At 42.3% G+C, this 18,173-nt stretch carries 16 protein-coding genes; 3 read left to right on the top strand and 13 right to left on the bottom strand.

Going from position 1 to position 18,173, the window contains the following annotated elements; translation table 11 throughout:
- Positions 1–9: 9 nt before the first annotated feature.
- The 6 genes from secF to BCU91_RS10475 form a co-directional block, all read right to left on the bottom strand.
- Positions 10–957, bottom strand: coding sequence for a protein translocase subunit SecF (gene secF, locus BCU91_RS10500; RefSeq protein WP_076542916.1), 948 nt, complete (start codon positions 955–957; stop codon positions 10–12).
- Positions 958–967: 10 nt separating this feature from the next.
- Positions 968–2,821 (bottom strand): protein translocase subunit SecD, encoded by a 1,854-nt coding sequence (secD, locus tag BCU91_RS10495; protein ID WP_102439660.1) that lies wholly within the window; start codon positions 2,819–2,821, stop codon positions 968–970.
- Positions 2,822–2,838: 17 nt separating this feature from the next.
- Complete coding sequence (gene yajC / locus BCU91_RS10490) at positions 2,839–3,171, bottom strand: preprotein translocase subunit YajC (RefSeq protein ID WP_076542918.1); 333 nt, start codon at positions 3,169–3,171, stop codon at positions 2,839–2,841.
- A gap of 37 nt (positions 3,172–3,208) precedes the next feature.
- Complete coding sequence (gene tgt / locus BCU91_RS10485; protein ID WP_102439661.1) at positions 3,209–4,327, bottom strand: tRNA guanosine(34) transglycosylase Tgt; 1,119 nt, start codon at positions 4,325–4,327, stop codon at positions 3,209–3,211.
- 145 nt (positions 4,328–4,472) lie between these two features.
- Positions 4,473–5,513, bottom strand: a complete 1,041-nt coding sequence (gene queA, locus BCU91_RS10480; protein ID WP_102476181.1) for a tRNA preQ1(34) S-adenosylmethionine ribosyltransferase-isomerase QueA — start codon at positions 5,511–5,513, stop codon at positions 4,473–4,475.
- 184 nt (positions 5,514–5,697) lie between these two features.
- The gene (locus BCU91_RS10475) at positions 5,698–5,895 is read right to left on the bottom strand and encodes a hypothetical protein (RefSeq protein ID WP_102476182.1); all 198 of its coding nucleotides are present in this window, start codon (positions 5,893–5,895) and stop codon (positions 5,698–5,700) included.
- A gap of 184 nt (positions 5,896–6,079) precedes the next feature.
- Here BCU91_RS10475 and BCU91_RS10470 point away from each other — a divergent pair, with 184 nt between their 5' ends.
- Both BCU91_RS10470 and BCU91_RS10465 read left to right on the top strand, forming a co-directional pair.
- Complete coding sequence (locus BCU91_RS10470) at positions 6,080–6,676, top strand: ACP phosphodiesterase (protein ID WP_102439664.1); 597 nt, start codon at positions 6,080–6,082, stop codon at positions 6,674–6,676.
- Between the two features lie 124 nt (positions 6,677–6,800).
- Positions 6,801–7,457: an RluA family pseudouridine synthase gene (locus BCU91_RS10465; protein ID WP_102439665.1), complete on the top strand. Its 657-nt coding sequence runs from the start codon at positions 6,801–6,803 to the stop codon at positions 7,455–7,457.
- Between the two features lie 107 nt (positions 7,458–7,564).
- Here the strand turns inward: BCU91_RS10465 and sstT are convergent, their stop codons facing one another.
- The 7 genes from sstT to BCU91_RS10430 form a co-directional block, all read right to left on the bottom strand.
- Positions 7,565–8,788 carry a serine/threonine transporter SstT gene (gene sstT / locus BCU91_RS10460; protein WP_102439666.1) on the bottom strand — a complete coding sequence of 408 codons (1,224 nt, stop codon included), beginning with the start codon at positions 8,786–8,788 and terminating at the stop codon, positions 7,565–7,567.
- 249 nt (positions 8,789–9,037) lie between these two features.
- A complete protein-coding gene (locus BCU91_RS10455) occupies positions 9,038–9,916 on the bottom strand; it encodes a chemotaxis protein CheV (RefSeq protein WP_102531434.1) in 879 nt (292 codons plus the stop codon).
- 113 nt (positions 9,917–10,029) lie between these two features.
- Positions 10,030–11,661: a phospholipase D family protein gene (locus BCU91_RS10450; protein ID WP_102439668.1), complete on the bottom strand. Its 1,632-nt coding sequence runs from the start codon at positions 11,659–11,661 to the stop codon at positions 10,030–10,032.
- 134 nt (positions 11,662–11,795) lie between these two features.
- Positions 11,796–12,266: a dual specificity protein phosphatase family protein gene (locus BCU91_RS10445; RefSeq protein ID WP_102519086.1), complete on the bottom strand. Its 471-nt coding sequence runs from the start codon at positions 12,264–12,266 to the stop codon at positions 11,796–11,798.
- A gap of 60 nt (positions 12,267–12,326) precedes the next feature.
- Entirely contained in the window at positions 12,327–13,589 is a 1,263-nt protein-coding gene (locus BCU91_RS10440) for a DEAD/DEAH box helicase (protein WP_241900950.1), read from the bottom strand.
- Positions 13,590–13,816: 227 nt separating this feature from the next.
- Positions 13,817–14,332, bottom strand: coding sequence for a methylated-DNA--[protein]-cysteine S-methyltransferase (locus tag BCU91_RS10435; protein WP_102531433.1), 516 nt, complete (start codon positions 14,330–14,332; stop codon positions 13,817–13,819).
- Positions 14,322–15,881, bottom strand: a complete 1,560-nt coding sequence (locus BCU91_RS10430; protein ID WP_102531432.1) for an Ada metal-binding domain-containing protein — start codon at positions 15,879–15,881, stop codon at positions 14,322–14,324. Before BCU91_RS10430 ends, BCU91_RS10435 begins: the two co-directional genes overlap by 11 nt.
- 234 nt (positions 15,882–16,115) lie before the next feature.
- Between BCU91_RS10430 and BCU91_RS10425 the strand changes: the two genes are divergently transcribed.
- On the top strand, positions 16,116–17,945 hold the full coding sequence (locus tag BCU91_RS10425; RefSeq protein WP_102439673.1) for an ABC transporter ATP-binding protein: 1,830 nt from the start codon (positions 16,116–16,118) through the stop codon (positions 17,943–17,945).
- Positions 17,946–18,173 lie beyond the last annotated feature (228 nt).

The raw sequence follows: 18,173 nt of genomic DNA, 5'->3' as shown, positions 1-18,173 counted from the left end.
GGCTTAAGATTAAGGCATCATTGAAGGTTGATCAGCACCTTCTTTCTCAATCTCAACTGGCATCATATGCTCGCGACAAATACCCAATTTAATGGCTAAGTAACTTGCCACGTAAATAGATGAGTAAGTACCAACAAAAATACCACACAGTAGCGCCGTTGCGAAACCATGGATCATGCTACCGCCCTTAAGGAATAGCGCAATCACCACCACTAAGGTAGTACCTGTAGTAATAATAGTACGGCTCATTGTCTGCGTGATAGACGTATTAACCACTTCATCAGGACCGCCTTTACGCATCTTCAAGAAGTTCTCGCGGATACGGTCATAGACTACGATGGTATCGTTCAACGAGTAACCCACTACCGTAAGCAAACCTGCTAATACCGTTAAATCAAACTCTAATTGTAAAATAGAGAAAATGCCTAAGGTGACGATGACATCGTGAGCAAGTGCGGCAACAGAGCCCATTGCTAAACGCCATTCGAAGCGGAATGATACGTAAATGAGAATACAAATTAACGCCACAATCACGGCTAAGCCGCCTTGCTCTGCTAACTCTTTCCCCACTTGAGGGCCAACAAATTCAACACGCTTTTGAATAACGTTGGCATCAATAACTTGAGCACCGTGCACAATCGCAGCGACTTGATCATCACTTTTTAGATCATCACGAACAGGTAAACGTACTAAGATATCTCGGCTTGAACCGAAATTTTGCACTACTGCTCCGTCAGCGCCATCAGTACTGTATTCAGCACGTAGCTCTAATAAGTCTACTGGTTTTGAAAACTCTAACTCAACAACCGTACCACCAGTAAAATCAAGACCCCAGTTGATGCCTTTTGTGCCTAATGACACAAAAGAAGCCACCACCAAAATCATTGATAAAACACTGATTGGCATTGCATGTTTTAGAAAGTTGATCGTTTTCTTTACTGAAAATATTTGTAACATGGTCAACTCCTTAAATTGATAGTTTCTTAACGCGTTTACCACCCCACATGAGATTCACGATAACGCGCGTTCCCACGATAGAAGTAAACATTGACGTTGCAATACCAATCATCAGAGTAATTGCGAAACCTTTAACCGCGCCCGTACCCACAGCAAATAAAATTAATGCCGTCATAAAGGTGGTAATGTTTGCATCAGCAATGGTTGAAAATGCATTGGCGTAACCTTCATGAATCGCTTGTTGAACACTGCGTCCAGCAAGTAACTCTTCACGGATACGTTCGTAAATCAGCACGTTACCATCTACTGCCATACCAACGGTCAATACCATACCGGCAATACCAGGCAGGGTTAATACGGCACCTGGGATCATTGACATCACGCCAACAACCATCACTAAGTTAGCGGTAAGTGCTAAGTTTGCGATAACACCAAATGCACGGTAATAGATAAGCATAAAGACTAAAACAACTGCCAAGCCCCAAATCATTGCTTGGATACCATTTTCAACATTTTGTGCACCAAGGCTTGGACCAATAGTACGTTCTTCTACAATCGTCACTGGCGCAATAAGCGCACCTGCACGAAGTAATAACGCTAAGCTTTGTGCTTCAGAATGATCAAGACCGTTAATAACGAAATTTCGGCCTAGACGAGCTTGAATGGTAGCAACTGAAATAACTTCTTCAATTTTAGTCATTTTCACTGAGCCATCAGGATTGCGAATACCGCTATCCTTATACTCAATAAATAAAGTCGCCATTGGGTTACCAATGTTGTCTTTAGTGACGTTAGAGAAGATGTTGCCACCTTTAGCATCTAAGTTAATCGATACTTGTGGGCGACTATATTCATCAAAAGAAGGTTGGGCACCGGTAATATGATCACCAGTTAACATCACTTCTTTTTTCAGCACCGCAATGCCACCTGAACGACGAGGAAATACCTCTGAGGTCGCAGGTACGCGGCCATTTGCTGCTGCGCTTTGATCAGTGTTTTGATCAACCATGCGAAATTCAATTGATGCTGTAGCACCTAAAATTTCTTTTGCACGCGCAGTGTCTTGTACACCTGGCAGTTCAACAATAATACGTTCAGCGCCTTGACGCTGTACTACCGGCTCAGCAACACCCAGTTCGTTAACACGATTACGAATAGTCGTCATGTTTTGCTGTAGTGCTTCTTCCTTAATTTGACTAAGGTAGCTATCACTCATGGTGGCATACAGGGCAAAGTTTTCACCGCTGCTACCATCATTAAATACCATTTCATTATTATTGCGAGACTTTAAGAAGCGTTCTGCTTTGGCTAAGTTTTCAGCATCACGGAATTTAATCTCAAGGCCTTTTGCAGTTTTACGAACACCTGCGTAACGAATTTTCTCTTCACGCAATTGGCTTCTAAAATCAGCAATTTTGGCTTCTTCCATCTTACGAATAGCTTCGCCCATATCCACTTCCATTAAGAAGTGAACACCGCCGCGTAAATCCAAACCAAACTTCATTGGTGATCCACCAAGGGCTTCAAGCCACTCAGGTGTCGCCGGCGCTAGGTTTAATGCAACGGTATATTTATCACCTAATGAATCAGCAATGGCTTCTTTAGCAAGCAATTGCTGCTCAGAATTTTGAACACGGACAAGTAATTGCCCATCTTCGAGCTCAGAGCGCTTTACCGCAATGCCTTTACTTTCAAGTAATCCGTTTACTGTCGATAGAGTTGAAGTTGTCACTTCTGCACCACGAGTCGCTACGACTTGTACTGCATGATCCTCACCAAATAGGTTTGGAGTTGCGTAAAAAGCACCAATGGCGATGACTAGCATCACCATGATGTTCTTCCACATTGGGTATTTATTTAACACACCTGAGCCCTCTTGGCTTACAACGACTGGATAGAGCCTTTTGGCAATACCGCTGCAATATAGTCCTTTTTAATGGTGATCTGACTGGTTTCATTAATGCTTAATAAAACATAATCACTATCATCGCTGATTTTAGCAATCTTGCCTAAAATGCCACCGCTTGTAAGCACTTCATCACCTTTACTTAATGCAGACATTAAGTTTTTGTGCTCTTTTACACGCTTAGACTGCGGACGGAAGATCATGAAGTAGAAGATCAAGCCAAAAATAACTAGCATGAAAATCAGTTCCATGGTGCCGCCACCTTGAGGAGCGCCTGCTGCGTTTGCGTATGCATTTGAAATTAACATATTACTCTCTTCTTATTTTCTAAAAAAAATCAGTCAACTATAGTTCTGGTACTTCACGACCCAGTTTGGTGTAAAACTCTGTCACGAAGGCGTCTAATGTACCTGTCTGAATTGCGCCACGCAAACCTTCCATCAACATTTGATAGTAACGTAGGTTGTGAATGGTGTTTAAACGCGCACCTAAGATCTCATTGCAGCGATCTAAGTGATATAAATACGCGCGGGTGTAGTTTTTACAGGTATAACAATCACAATTTTCATCAAGGGTAGAAGTATCATCGCGATGACGAGCATTACGAATTTTAATCACGCCTTCAGAAGTAAATAAGTGACCATTACGTGCGTTACGGGTTGGCATAACACAATCAAACATATCCACACCACGACGGACGCCTTCAACTAAATCTTCTGGCTTACCAACGCCCATTAGGTAGCGAGGCTTATCTTCAGGGATCTGAGGACAAACATGCTCTAAAATACGGTGCATATCTTCTTTAGGCTCTCCAACAGCTAAACCACCTACGGCGTAGCCATCAAATCCGATTTCAGTTAAGCCCTTAATACTTTCATCACGCAAATCTTCGTACACACCGCCTTGGATAATACCGAATAACGAGTTCGGATTTTCTAAACGGTTAAATTCGTCACGTGAACGCTGTGCCCAACGTAATGACATTTGCATCGACTTACGCGCTTCATCATGTGTTGCAGGATATGGCGTACATTCGTCAAAAATCATCACCACATCGCTGCCTAATGAGTCTTGAATTTGCATCGACTTTTCAGGGTCTAAGAAAATCTTCTCACCATTGATAGGCGAACGGAAATGCACCCCTTCTTCAGTGATTTTACGAATATCACCCAAGCTAAATACCTGGAACCCGCCAGAGTCAGTCAAAATTGGACGCTGCCAATTCATAAAATCATGAAGATCGCCATGCTTACGCATGATTTCTTCACCTGGGCGAAGCCATAAATGGAAGGTGTTACCTAACAGAATATCAGCGCCTGTGGCTCTAACTTCTTCAGGCGTCATCCCTTTCACAGTACCGTAAGTACCTACTGGCATAAATGCTGGAGTTTCAACGGTGCCGCGCTCAAAAATCAGACGACCACGACGTGCGCGACCATCAGTTGTATCTAATTCAAATTTCATAAATCACCTTGCCAGATAAACAGTCTGACTCGCTGTTGTTTCATTAAGACATGAGGGCAAATGTTGCAACTTCAAGTGAGGCTACAAAATAAACCCAAAAAAATACCCACCTCTGTGGGCGGGTATTTTAGATCAAAATCAATCGTTACGGGGCTTTTTTCGTTAAAAACATGGCATCGCCATAGCTAAAAAAGCGGTATTTGTGCTCAATCGCATGCTGATAAGCCTTCATCACATTTTCATAACCCGAAAATGCGCTGATTAACATAATCAAGGTTGACTCTGGTAAATGAAAATTAGTCACCATGGCATCAATAACTTTGAACTGATATCCTGGATAAATAAAAATATCGGTATCGCCTTTAAATTCCGTCAACGGGTCATCACCACAGGCTTTCGCAGCACTTTCTAATGAACGCACTGATGTAGTGCCTACAGCAACAACGCGTTTGCCCGCCGCTTTAGTTTGAGCAATTAAGTCGACAACCTCTTGGCTAACTTCAGCCCACTCAGAATGCATCACATGTTCATCGATGGTATCCACTCGCACTGGCTGAAAAGTACCCGCGCCTACATGCAAGGTTACAAAAGCGATATTAACGCCTTTGTTTTTTAGCGCCTCAAGCATGGCATCATCAAAGTGCAAACCTGCTGTAGGTGCTGCCACAGCGCCGGGGGTTTGGTTATAAACCGTTTGATAGCGCTCTTTATCAGCATCCTCATCGGGACGATCGATATACGGCGGCAAAGGCATATGACCAACTTCTTCAAGTACTTCTAAAATGGTTTTATCATCTTCAAGGGCTAACTCAAATAAAGCGTCATGACGGGCTAGCATTTTCATTTTGTAGCCTCCGTCAACAATAATCATAGAGTCAACTTTAGGAGACTTAGAGCAACGAACATGGGCAAGAATACGCTTATCATCAAGCATTCTCTCCACCAACATTTCCAATTTACCACCGCTTGCTTTTTGACCAAACAAACGTGCTGGAATAACACGGGTATTATTAAATACCATCAAGTCACCGCTATTCACTTTCGACAGGACATCGGTAAATTGCTTATCGGCCAACTCACCTGAATTGCCATCTAAGGTCAATAAACGCGAAGCATTTCGCTCAGCCATTGGATATCGAGCAATAAGCTCATCTGGTAATTCAAAAGAAAAGTCTGCTACGCGCATTTTCGATACTCTTTTATAGACAATAAAAACCGCGCTAGTCTAGGACTAGTAACTGCTAATATCAAGCAAAGGGTATGAAATAGTGATCGATTAATGCACGCCAGCGGCTAATGGCTAACGCCAACATTAAAATCAGTTGGGGATCTGGCTTAAGCGCGGCGTTTAAAAAACCACGAAGATAGGGTTATTTTGAATTCGCTGATTGTACATTTGCTAAATTATCATCAACTTCAGATACTGATGAAAACAAATTTTTATCGGCAGAATTACATAAACTGTCAGGTTTAAAAGAATGGCTTTCAATCTTGAGGTCTATGTCAACTTTTTTACGTTTTTTAGCAGACTGCTGCCTTAATACTGATTTTATCCAGTTTTTCATCATCCATGATCCCTACAGCCCAAATTTCAACAGGCATAAAATATCTTCCATAAGTACAAATTGTAAATAATAGCCATGACTTTTAAAGAGAAATCTATATGATGAATCTTACAGTCAGTTGTTACTATATTTCCAATTTTGTTGTTTAGTATCATACTGTAAATTTTCAAAAATAAAAGTACAAAATATGAACTTTCTAGCGCACCTACATTTAGCTGATATTAGCGACAGCCACTTAGCAGCCAATCTTGCTGGAGACTTTGCCAAGGGCGATATAAAACACTTCCCAAAGCATTTGCAACAAGGTTTATGGCTACATCGACAAATCGATCAAATTACTGACAGCCATGAATTAATCACTGATTTAATCAAATTATTTCCAAAAAGTTCACGCCGTGTGGCGCCAATTTTAATTGATTTAGTGTTTGATCATTACCTTGCTTTCTACTGGGATGAGTATCATCAGCAATCGTTATCTGAGTTTACTCAAAAGGCATACCATAGCCTGCAACATACCGCCGAACTGCCGGAAAAGCTGCAATTGATCATCCCAAAAGTCATCGAACAAGATTGGTTAATGAGCTACCAAACAAGAGCTGGGCTAAACAAAGCAATTGAAGGTGTGAGTCAACGTATTTCAAAACCTGAGCTTTTTAAGACGGCCATCAGCGACGTTGACAAGTTATATGTTGAAATTGAGATTGCTTTTCGTACTTTCTATCCACAGTTAATGGCCTATAGCCGTATCTATAGCCGTAAGACACCTGAACAATACCTGCCATAACTGATTTGCCGCAATCAAATAGCCGATTAATTGAGGCTATTTTACTTTAGCGGTTGATATCCATTACTGCAGCGCCGTTTATTTGCTAAAATAGTCACCTATTTTTGTAAACCGATGCGACTAAATGCAAATTTTTGACTACCAACCACCTAGTATTCCATGGCTTGATATCCGTTATAAAGACCGAGATATCATTGTTATTAATAAACCTGCCGGCTTATTAGCAAATCCTGGCAAAGCTGCCAATACCCATGATTGTGCTATTACTCGTTTACAAAAACTCTACCCTGAAGCCATTTTGGTACATCGCTTAGACTGCGACACCTCTGGCATCATGGTATTTGCCCGCAATAAAAAAGCCGAGTCTCATCTTAAAACTCAGTTTCAAGATAGAAAAACCAAGAAAGTTTATATCGCTGAAGTAGATGGTGTTATGGGCGCTGACAGTGGCACGATTGATTTATCGTTAGCTGGCGACAAAGAAAACCCACCATTTCAAGTGGTATCAGATCAAGGTAAATCAGCGATTACTCACTATGAAGTCATCGAGCGTTTTGCAAATCATACCTTGGTTAAGTTGATGCCAGAAACAGGTCGTACTCATCAGTTACGTGTTCATATGCTAGCACTTAACCATGTGATACTTGGTGATAACTTTTACGGTGATGACATTACAGCTAAAGCCAAAAAGCGCCTTAGCTTGCATGCGCAAATGCTGACAATTATTCACCCGTACACTCAAAAGCAACGCACTTTTTTTAGCAAACACCCTTTTTGCTAAAAACAATTTAACTGGCGCTAAAATAAGTATGCAGATACAAAAAAACCGACAAGTTGTCGGTTTTTTATTATCTCACATTAGAGGTTGAAGCTTTTTAAGCTTAACCCTTAACCGTTTGCTTTATTCTCAGCCGCTTCACAAGCTGCAGCGGTGAATACCACATCCGTTGAGCTATTTAGCGCAGTTTCCGCAGAATCTTGAATAACGCCAATAATAAAGCCTACAGCAACAACTTGCATCGCCACATCATTAGAGATCCCAAACAAGCTACACGCAAGCGGAATAAGCAGTAATGAGCCACCAGCAACGCCTGAAGCGCCACATGCCGATACTGCAGCAACCACACTTAATAACACTGCTGTTAAGAAGTCAACTTGAATACCTAAGGTATGAGCAGCTGCAAGAGTCAGTACGGTAATAGTAATTGCCGCGCCGCCCATATTAATGGTTGCGCCTAATGGGATTGACACTGAGTAAGTATCTTTATGCAGCTTTAACTCTTCACATAAAGCCATATTCACTGGAATGTTGGCAGCACTTGAACGGGTGAAAAACGCCGTTACGCCACTTTCACGTAAACACTTAAACACTAATGGATAAGGGTTACGTTTGATTTTTACGTAAACCATAATCGGGTTAACCACTAAAGCAATAAAGGCCATAGCGCCTACCAATACTGCAAGTAATTGCGCATAGCCTGCTAATGCATCAAAGCCTGTTGCCGCAATGGTGCCCGACACTAAGCCAAAGATACCAATAGGCGCAAAGCGGATCACAAAGCGTACGATTGCGGTTACGCCATCGCTTAAGTCTGAAATAACTTTCTTTGTCGACTCATTGGCGTGGTGTAAAGCAATACCTAAACCAATACTCCAGGCTAAAATACCAATATAGTTACCGGTAAGCAGTGCATTCACTGGATTATCAACAATTTTAAATAACAAGGTATTTAACACTTCTGCGATACCTTGAGGAGGATTAGTCCCCTCAACGCCGCCAACAAGTACTAATGTTGTCGGAAAGGCAAAACTAAACAGTACTGCAGTTAACGCGGCAGCAAATGTGCCCGCTAAATACAAACCAATAATAGGACGCATATTGGTATGGGCATTTTTCTTTTGATTTGCAATTGATGATGCCACCAGTACAAACACTAAGATCGGTGCGACTGCTTTTAATGCTCCAACAAATAAATCACCAAGGAAGGAAACCTGCCCTGCTGCTGAAGTTGAAAATGTGGCGAGAAGAACACCCAGTACAATACCGGCGAGAATTTGTAACACTAAACTGCCATTAGCTAATCGCGCTAACAGTGATGGATTTTGATTCATTGCTTGACCTATATTTTTATATTTATGGCTTTTATTAAGCTCTAATATTTGTGACTTTTTAAAAATCGAATAACGGGATTTTAATAAGCTCTGATAGGTATATATCGGATGGGATGGCTAAAGTCTAGTTTCGCTGCAAAATGATGCACTAATATTACCGTACGTTCCCAAACAAACCACATTTAGCCAACATGTGATGAAATTTAGCGCGTTTCATTATTGGCAAATTATTGTATTAGATGAAAATTGTTATTTTACCCCTCGGAGAATAGCATCAATTAATTCATGGGCATCAAATTTTGTTAACGCTTCATCGGCGCCAACTTGTTTAGCCTGGCTGACACTAATTTCACTGGATAAAGAGGTATGTAAAATAATATAGGCATTGGCAAGTTGCGGGTTATTTTTGACTTCAAATGCAAGCTCATAACCATCAAGTCCTGGCATTTCAATATCACTCACTAACAAATCTATAGGTTTTTGGTTATCTGCAGCCCGCTGCATGATCTGTAGTGCATCATGGCCATCTGCGGTGACAGAATAAGGGATATTGATAGAATCGAGTGCATCTGAAAGTTGCTTTCGAGCGACTTTAGAATCATCCACTAATAAGATATTCAGTGGCTTTAATTTCTCTCGTTGAATATCTGTCAAAATAGCTCGATTAGCGTCGGGATCATAGGGGAATAATTTTGCCATTAATAACTCGACATCCAACAATTGCACTAATTTGCCATCAAGGCGAGCAACCCCAGTAAGAAAAACCTGATGGCCTAAGTTCGCTGCCGGCGCCTCAATATCTCGCCAGTTACACTCAATTATTTTGTCAATTCCTCTAACCAAAAAGCCTATCACCATTCGCTGGCAATCAGTGATGATAATATTGCATTTATCATAGTCGCTTGGATCTATCGGCTTAAAACCAATCGATGCAGCCATATCAATCACCGCAATGGTTTTACTGCGTATGGTTGCTGCACCTAATATTGACGGATGGGATTTCGGAATAACCGACAAACGCGTGTACGGGACAATTTCGCGAACTTTTAAGGTGCCCAAAGCAAACTGCTGAGTATGGGAAAGGTGAAACAGTAACAATCCTTGTGACTGGCTTGCTTTACTTTTCATAATATTGCCGATTAAAACTGATTATTTAAAGTTAACCACAGCCTTTTCGTCATATCAAATTCAAATCTGAATTTCGGGGGTTAAGTCGCTAATTTGCTTTATCAATTAGAAAACTACAGCTGGGACTCTATTGGCAACAATGCTAAAAAATCAGCTAAAAACTTACGCCAAAAGCCAGCACCGGGCTCTGCATAAATAATTTTATGATGCTGATGGTCAAGCCACACCAGCTCGCCATTTTTTAACACCACTTCATAAGCTTTATCATTTGCTGACAGCGCAAGCCCTGCAAGGATCTTTTTAGCCAGCATCTCATTATCAATAATTAAGCCCATTTCGGTGTTGATCAGTGCTGAGCGGGGATCAAAATTAAACGAACCAACAAAGAGTGTTTGCTCATCAATAATAAAGGTTTTGGCATGTAAACTCGTGCGACTGCTACCTTTCCAACTGGTTTTTTTAGATTTTTGGCCCTTGGCATTGCCTTTTACTTCATAAATCTTAACCCCGCCTTCAATGAGTTTTTGGCGGTACTGCTGATACCCTGCATGAACCGCTAATACATCCGTTGCAGCTAAACTGTTAGTCACTATGGTGACCTCTTTACCCCGTTTTACTTCATTGATTAATGCATGGGTTGCCGCATCGCCTGGGACAAAGTAAGGCGAGACAATCAGTAATTGATGCTGCGCTTGCTCAAAAAAATAACTTAAGTCATCTAATAAAATGCTGTCATTAGGGTTTCTTTCAAGTTTATTTGGCGGATCATACACCACTTGGGCTTCGCCCCAATACCACTGTAACCCTTGATTTTGCAGGCGATCTAATAAGGTATTTTTTTCTAAACGAGTAACATATTCATCGGTCATTAAGCTCTTCTCAAGAATGCTTGCTCTGGCATCCAGTTTCGCTAGCACGTTATCTTGCTCAGGATTTGTATTATTGCCTTGATATGGCTCAGCGGCCTTTACCAATTGCTCAATGCTATTAACTTGGGCCGAGTTCCAATAAGTATCAAATTGGGTTGATACCTTATCAACAGCGTCGCCAATGGCCAGTAAATCAAAATCACCAAAATCGACATTCTCATCTGCTGAAAAGTATTCAGCGCCAATATTTCTCCCCCCAACCACTGTCACTAAATTATCAATGGTCAGTGATTTGTTATGCATACGATGATTGAGGCGGCTAAAGTTCCATAAAAATGCCAGTCCACGATACTGACGTTCATAGGATGGATTAAACAAACGCACTGAAATATTAGGGTGAGTTGCAATGGCCATTAAGCCATCGTCGCCATTTGCTGTGGTTAAATCATCCAGCAACACCCTAACTCGCACCCCGCGCTGAGCGGCTTTATAGAGAAATAAACTGAGGATTTTCCCGGTTTCATCATTGCGATAAATGTAGTATTGCAAGTCGATGCTTTCAGTGGCTGCTTCAATCATGGCTAAACGAGCAATAAAAGCATCAATGCCATCACTAAGGGGGTTAACTCCCGTTAAACTTAACTCTGCTTGAGTATCATCATTGCTTTGGCTGCTAGTTTGAGAGTACTGAAGTGAAGAGTACTGAGGTGAGGACTGCTGCAGTTGAGATTGAATGTATTGTGCTAAAGGAGAGTCAGTGACAGGCGCGAGTTTATACTGCTGAGAAAGAGGCTTGAATTCAGCGCGATTGGCGCAGCCAATGAGAGTTAAACACAATACACAACAAACGAATATGACAGAATTGTTTTTGGGCATTGATGGCTTCCTTTCAATTTGACTCAGGTTTTACTGGGGCTCTATTATCAGGCAGCCTTTTACACTATGGTTTAAGCGTATTGCTAACATGACCGCTATCATAAGCCGTCACAGATGCGCTGTATAACTATGGTTTAATCTTGCAGCGCATACAAGACATCAAATACAAATTGATCCCAACCTTCAGCGCTAAAAGCAATGTCTCTTACACTGCGCACTTGACTCACAGCATGGACTGGCGCTGCGCCATTATCCATTAAGTAATACGCCATCATGATGCCCGTGCGGTCTTTACCGGAGCGGCAATGGATAAGTACCGCAATATTTTGCGCTTCACACTCTCTGATAAAGGCCAACGCTGTTGGCATTTGCGCAACGCAAATAGCCTCATCACCCTCTTGCGGTGGGATATTATTTGAAAAAGGAGTGCAGCAATATTTTAGCCCTAACGCTTCTATGGCGGCAGCTGCGACCTCCTCACCATCATTGACCGATAAAATAGCGCCAATACCTGCCGCTTTTAATTCCGCTAAATCCCAAGGGTGTTTATTAGGGCCACTGCGACCTGCAATGACCCCCTCTACTAACCAAAATAACTGCTTCATAAAAACGTTAATACTCTTGTTAACTATGAAATGGGGCGTTCTCTCGGGACTAAGGCTGAATTAGTCTTGTTCAGGTTTTTTAATATGAGCCCAAAAATCGACATTGACTTCGGCTTTCTTTTTACGCTTTTTCTTACCTGTGCCTTCAGGTTTTGCCATTGGCTTATCAAGCTCTAACAAGTCATCAGGCATTTGCTCATCGGCTTCAAAGCCAGCAACTTGCTCACGCTCTAAACGCAGGGCATTTTTTTTCTCAATCACTTTAAAATGATGGTAATCCGCATGGGCTAATAATGATATCGCTAAACCAACTTCACCGGCACGACCACTTCTGCCAATACGATGCATGTAATCAGCAGGACTTCTTGGTAAATCGAAATTGATAACCACTGGGAGCTTATCAATGTCTAAACCACGTGCGGCGATATCGGTGGCAATTAATACCTCAATCTCACCTGACTTAAATCCATCTAGCACACGATTACGGGCGCCTTGGGCTTTGTCGCCATGGAAAACTTCAGCGCTAATACCCCGTTTTGATAGTTTTTCAGCCAAGTGCTTACAGCTATTTTTAGCATTAACGAAAATCAATGCTTGGCGCCATTTATGCTCTTTGATCAAATGGGCTAATAATGCGGTTTTACTTTCACGGTTTACGGTAAAAGCCCGTTGCACTAAGGTGCTTTCTTCGGCGCTTTGCAACTGAATGTCTACTGGCTCAACCAGTAAACTCGCCGTAAGGGTGCGAACTTCCTCTGGGAAAGTTGCTGAAAACAACAGTTTTTGCTTTTTCTCAGGCATTAATTTTAATATTGAAGCCAGCTCGTCAGTAAAACCAAGGCTTAACATACGATCGGCTTCATCAAGCACTAAGGTTTTTACCTTATCAAGCTTAATGGCGTTACTTGAGATTAAATCTAATAATCGCCCAGGAGTTGCCACAAGTACATCTGCGCCGCCGCGAAGGGCCAGCATTTGAGTATTCACTGACACGCCGCCAAACACGGCAACGGTTTTAATGGCGCCATTAAAATGCACCGCATAGGATTTAACGCTATCGGCGACTTGCTTTGCAAGCTCGCGGGTCGGCACTAAAATCAACGCTGAAACAAAGTTACCTTTATTTTTTGACGCCCCAGCAGACTGACTTAACTGCTGCAAAATCGGTAAAGCGAATGCTGCGGTTTTACCAGAGCCAGTATTAGCACCAGCCAGTAAATCTTTACCCGCTAATACGTGAGGAATGGCCTGCGCTTGGATCGGCGTTGGAGTGAGGTACTCAAGTTCAGTTAACCGCGCTAATAATGGCGAGATTAAGCCCATTTCGGTGAAACTAACGGTATTAGTTTCAGATTGCGTCGCTAAAAGGGTGTCAGCATTTAGGCTCGTTTGGGTATCATCTTTGCGATCAGTAGCAGAGGTCATTAATTTCAAGTGCTCAAAATAAGGTATAGCCAGCTATTTTAGCGTATTTATGCCGCTTAAGTTAGCGAAATAGATCAAGCAATGATGAATTACTGCTCATAGATGATGAAACAAGCCGCATTCGATTAATCAGCTGATTCTAATGACAACAAAGCTTGTTTCATTTTAAGGCCATAGGCATAACCGGTTAAGGTACCATTTTTACCAATCACTCGATGACACGGCACGATTATCGCTATGGGATTAGCACCATTGGCAGCGCCCACCGCCCTAACTGCTTTAGGTCGATTAATTTTATTGGCGATATAGCCATAACTGCATACCTGCCCAAACGGCAGCTCTCGCAGCGCTTGCCAAACCTCATGCTGAAACACAGTACCAGTGGCTGCAAGCGTGACGTCAAATTCACTGCGCTTACCGGCAAAATATTCATTAAGTTCTGTGATGGCTTGCTGCACATGTTTTTGAGCTTGCTCAATTGAGTCAGCACTTGCATCGATAATATCGCCACTATCGACAGCGTCAGCCTCACTGACCACTTGCAAATGGGTAAGGCCTAATTCTGAGGCTCGCAGCTTCAAGTAACCCACAGGGCTTAGCTCAATTTGCAGGTAAATCGGCGGTTGATTATTAACTTTCATTACTATTCCATAATTGAAAAGTGACATAGCTGCCCCATGGGCTGACATCCTTGGCAATCTTGTCGCAAAATTGTCGATAGGCTTTACCGGTAAGCGCTTCTGTCTGCCCATCAACCTTCCCATGCTGGCAGCGCAGAACTTTCAAGCGGTTTTTTATCACTAAATCGCCACTTAAAAAGATATCCGGATCGCCTTGACCGCGCATTTTGGCATAGGCAATAGTCCATGGGCCAATACCTTTAACGCTGAGCCAATCATCAGGGCTTGCGTCTGGGTGCTCAGCGACAAACTGACCTAACAAATTAAGCGCGGCTTTGCGTGATGCTGGCATGTTAAATTCAGTTAAACTTGCCGCTGCTATCGCTTGCGGGGTTGGAAATAAGATAAGCTCACGATCTGAAATTACGAGCTTTTTACCATAACTCCTCACCAAGATATTCAGTAGCTTACTTGCCTGTACCACACTCACTTGCTGACCTAATACTGCCCGGCATCCGGCTTCAAACACCGAGGCTGTGGCAGGGATCCGTAAACCCTCTGTAGGGGTTAACCCCATGTCGACAAGTGACTTAAATGATTGATGGATAACCGCCATATCCGCATCTAAATCCAATAACTTACGCACAAACAGCACCACATGATGTAAATAGTCTAAGTCGTCAGCACGTTCAAATTTCACCGTAAGTGACAATTGGTGTTTATCTTTTAGCGGTAATACATCAATGGTGCCGCTAACCTGCCGATGATTAACATTTAAACAAAAACTGCGGCCATAAGCCTTTGATGCCTCATCAAGCCACTCCATGTTTTCAACGCTTCTTAACTGGTAAAACGACCACAGTTTCGACCAATTAAACGGCGGGCGGTAATCTAATAACAGGCTAATACCGTCAGCTTTGGTAGCAACATTTGCCTTGGCGCTATCATGCCTTAATTGGGATGGGGTCAATTGCAACTGCTCCTTAAAAACTTCATTAAAGCGTCTGATACTATTAAAACCTGCAGCTAATGCCACGTCCGTTATTGGCAAGCTGGTTTGATGTAACAGCTGTTTAGCAAACATCAGTTGTCGATAAATAGCATATTTTTTTGGCGAGGTGCCTAGCTGCTTATTAAAGAGTTGGCTTAAATAGCGGCTACTAATACCCAGCCGTTGTGATAATGATGCAAGTGTTTGACCCTGTTCGCCACTTAAACAACCGCCATCAATCAGAGCTATCGCTCGCTGCAAACTGGTTTGAGTGCCCTTCCATGCATTGGATTGTGGCGCACTATCAGGGCGGCAACGTAAACAAGGCCTAAGCCCCGCCTGAGCAGCTTTAATCGCAGAGTCAAAGTAACGCACGTTTTGCTCTTTAGGTGCCGTCGCAGGGCAAATTGAGCGGCAATAAATCCCTGTGGTTAAAACCCCAGTAAAAAAATGCCCATCAAAACGCGCATCACGGCTTAGCCTTGCTTGACGGCAAACATTAGCAGCTAAACTGCACGCCTGACTGCTGGCTATAGGTGCTAAAGACTTCTCGCTGTTTAGCACTGCTTTAGGAGACATGTTATCGTTACCCGTTTATGTAAGCTGGTTAATAGCAGCTTGAAGATTATTAGCGTCACTTTAGCGAATAATGACGCTAGTCACTAGCGGAAAACGGAACTCAACCACTGACCCCATTTAATGCTAGCCTACAAGTATCGAAACAATCTAACTAACACTTAGCTAACAAGTCAGCACCAAGTTAAGGTATCCTCTGTATATATTGCTGTTCCCGTTTCAAATATTGAGAAATAGATGTTTAAATTCTTTGAATCCCTTACCAACCCATTACCTTCAGAAGAACCCAGCCAAGCCCCAAAAGGCGTTTATGCCTTTTGCCGTCATTACACCCGCGGTTTTGAAAAACACTTAATCATCATGTCAATTTTGACAGCGACTTTGGCGATTTTAGAAGTGTCATTATTTGGCTTTATGGGCAAATTAGTTGACTGGTTAGTCACTAAAAACCCACAGACCTTAATGCAAGATGAAGGTAGCACCTTAATATTGATGTCTGTGGTAGTACTGGTGATTATTCCGTTATTAGTGGCTTTGCATGCGGCTATCGTGCATCAAACCTTGCTGGGTAATTACCCTATGGCCATCAGGTGGCAAGCACATCGATACTTACTAAAACAAAGCGTTTCATTTTATCAGGATGACTTTGCCGGCCGCATTGCCACTAAAGTAATGCAAACCTCATTAGCAGTGCGTGAAACCGTCATGAAACTGTTAGATGTATTGATGTATATCATCATCTATTTCACTTCAATGCTGGTGATGATCGCCAGTGCTGACGTGCGCTTAATGCTGCCAATGCTGGTGTGGCTATTTGCGTATATTGCTATTCAGTGGAAGTTAGTGCCAAAGCTAAAAGCCATTTCAGCCAAGCAAGCAGATGCCCGCTCGACCATGACTGGCAGGATCGTTGATAGTTATACCAATATTTCCACCGTGAAGCTGTTTTCTCATACCAAGCAAGAGGCTGAATACGCCCAAGACAGCATGATGGGCTTTCTTAAAACCGTCTACGGCCAAATGCGCCTTGTGACCATCATTAACGTTTTAGTGCAGATCATAAATTACCTTTTAGCATTTACCATTGCGGCGGTTTCAATTTGGCTTTGGGCAGATAATGCGATTACTGTGGGTGCGATTGCTATTGCTGTTAGCTTAGCACTGCGTTTAAACGGCATGTCTCAATGGATCATGTGGGAAATAAGCTCACTGTTTGAAAATATCGGTACTGTCACTGATGGGATGAATACCTTATCAAAACCCATTGAAATTGAAGATAAACCTGGCGCTAAAGATATTGTTGTTAGCAAAGGTAAAATTGACTTTAACGATGTTAGTTTTCATTACGGCGAAAAATCAGGGGTGATTAGCAATCTGAATTTAAACATTAAAGCCGGTGAAAAGGTCGGTTTAGTAGGTCGTTCTGGCGCTGGTAAATCAACGCTCGTTAACTTGCTAATGCGCTTTCACGATGTTGAAAAAGGTCAAGTGAGTATTGACGATCAACCGATTACCGATGTTACCCAAGATTCGCTGCGGGCTAAAATCGGCATGGTAACTCAAGATACCTCACTACTGCATCGCTCAATTCGAGAAAACATCCTCTATGGCGATCCTAATGCTTCGGAGCAACAGCTTCAAGCAGCCATTGCGCAGGCTCAAGCAGCCGAGTTTATTGATGATTTATCAGATCCCTTTGGTAATACAGGCTTAGATGCACAAGTGGGTGAACGTGGGGTAAAACTCTCTGGCGGTCAACGCCAACGTATTGCAATTGCCCGAGTATTATTGAAAAATGCCCCGATTTTACTACTAGATGAAGCCACTTCAGCATTAGATTCCGAAGTTGAGGCGGCAATTCAGGAAAGTTTATATGAATTAATGGAAGGTAAAACCGTGATTGCCATTGCTCACCGACTATCAACCATCGCGGCTATGGACAGACTAATTGTCATTGATAAAGGCCAGATCGTTGAGCAAGGAACTCACCAAGAGTTGATCAAGTCTGAGGGTATTTATGCCCAACTTTGGTCCCATCAAACTGGCGGCTTTTTAGGCGTTGATTAACATTCCACAATAAATAACACACTTTTATGACGCTCACTTTTGACTTCTATCGAAACTGGGCGTTTTTTATGTCATTAAGCGGCAAGAGTTACTTTATCTGCAGCGGTTAAGCTAAGAAAACACAAGAAATATTAAATAAATTTATAACTGATGAATGAGTGTTCATTGAGAGTAAAATATTATGACTTGAAGAGGATAAATCGAAGAAAATGGTGGTCGATACTGGGC

The sequence above is a fragment of the Shewanella sp. 10N.286.52.B9 genome, assembly GCF_002873635.1.
Classification (GTDB): Bacteria; Pseudomonadota; Gammaproteobacteria; order Enterobacterales; family Shewanellaceae; genus Shewanella.
Note: the sequence above shows the minus strand (reverse complement) of the source record. Positions and strands in the feature narration are given on the sequence as shown.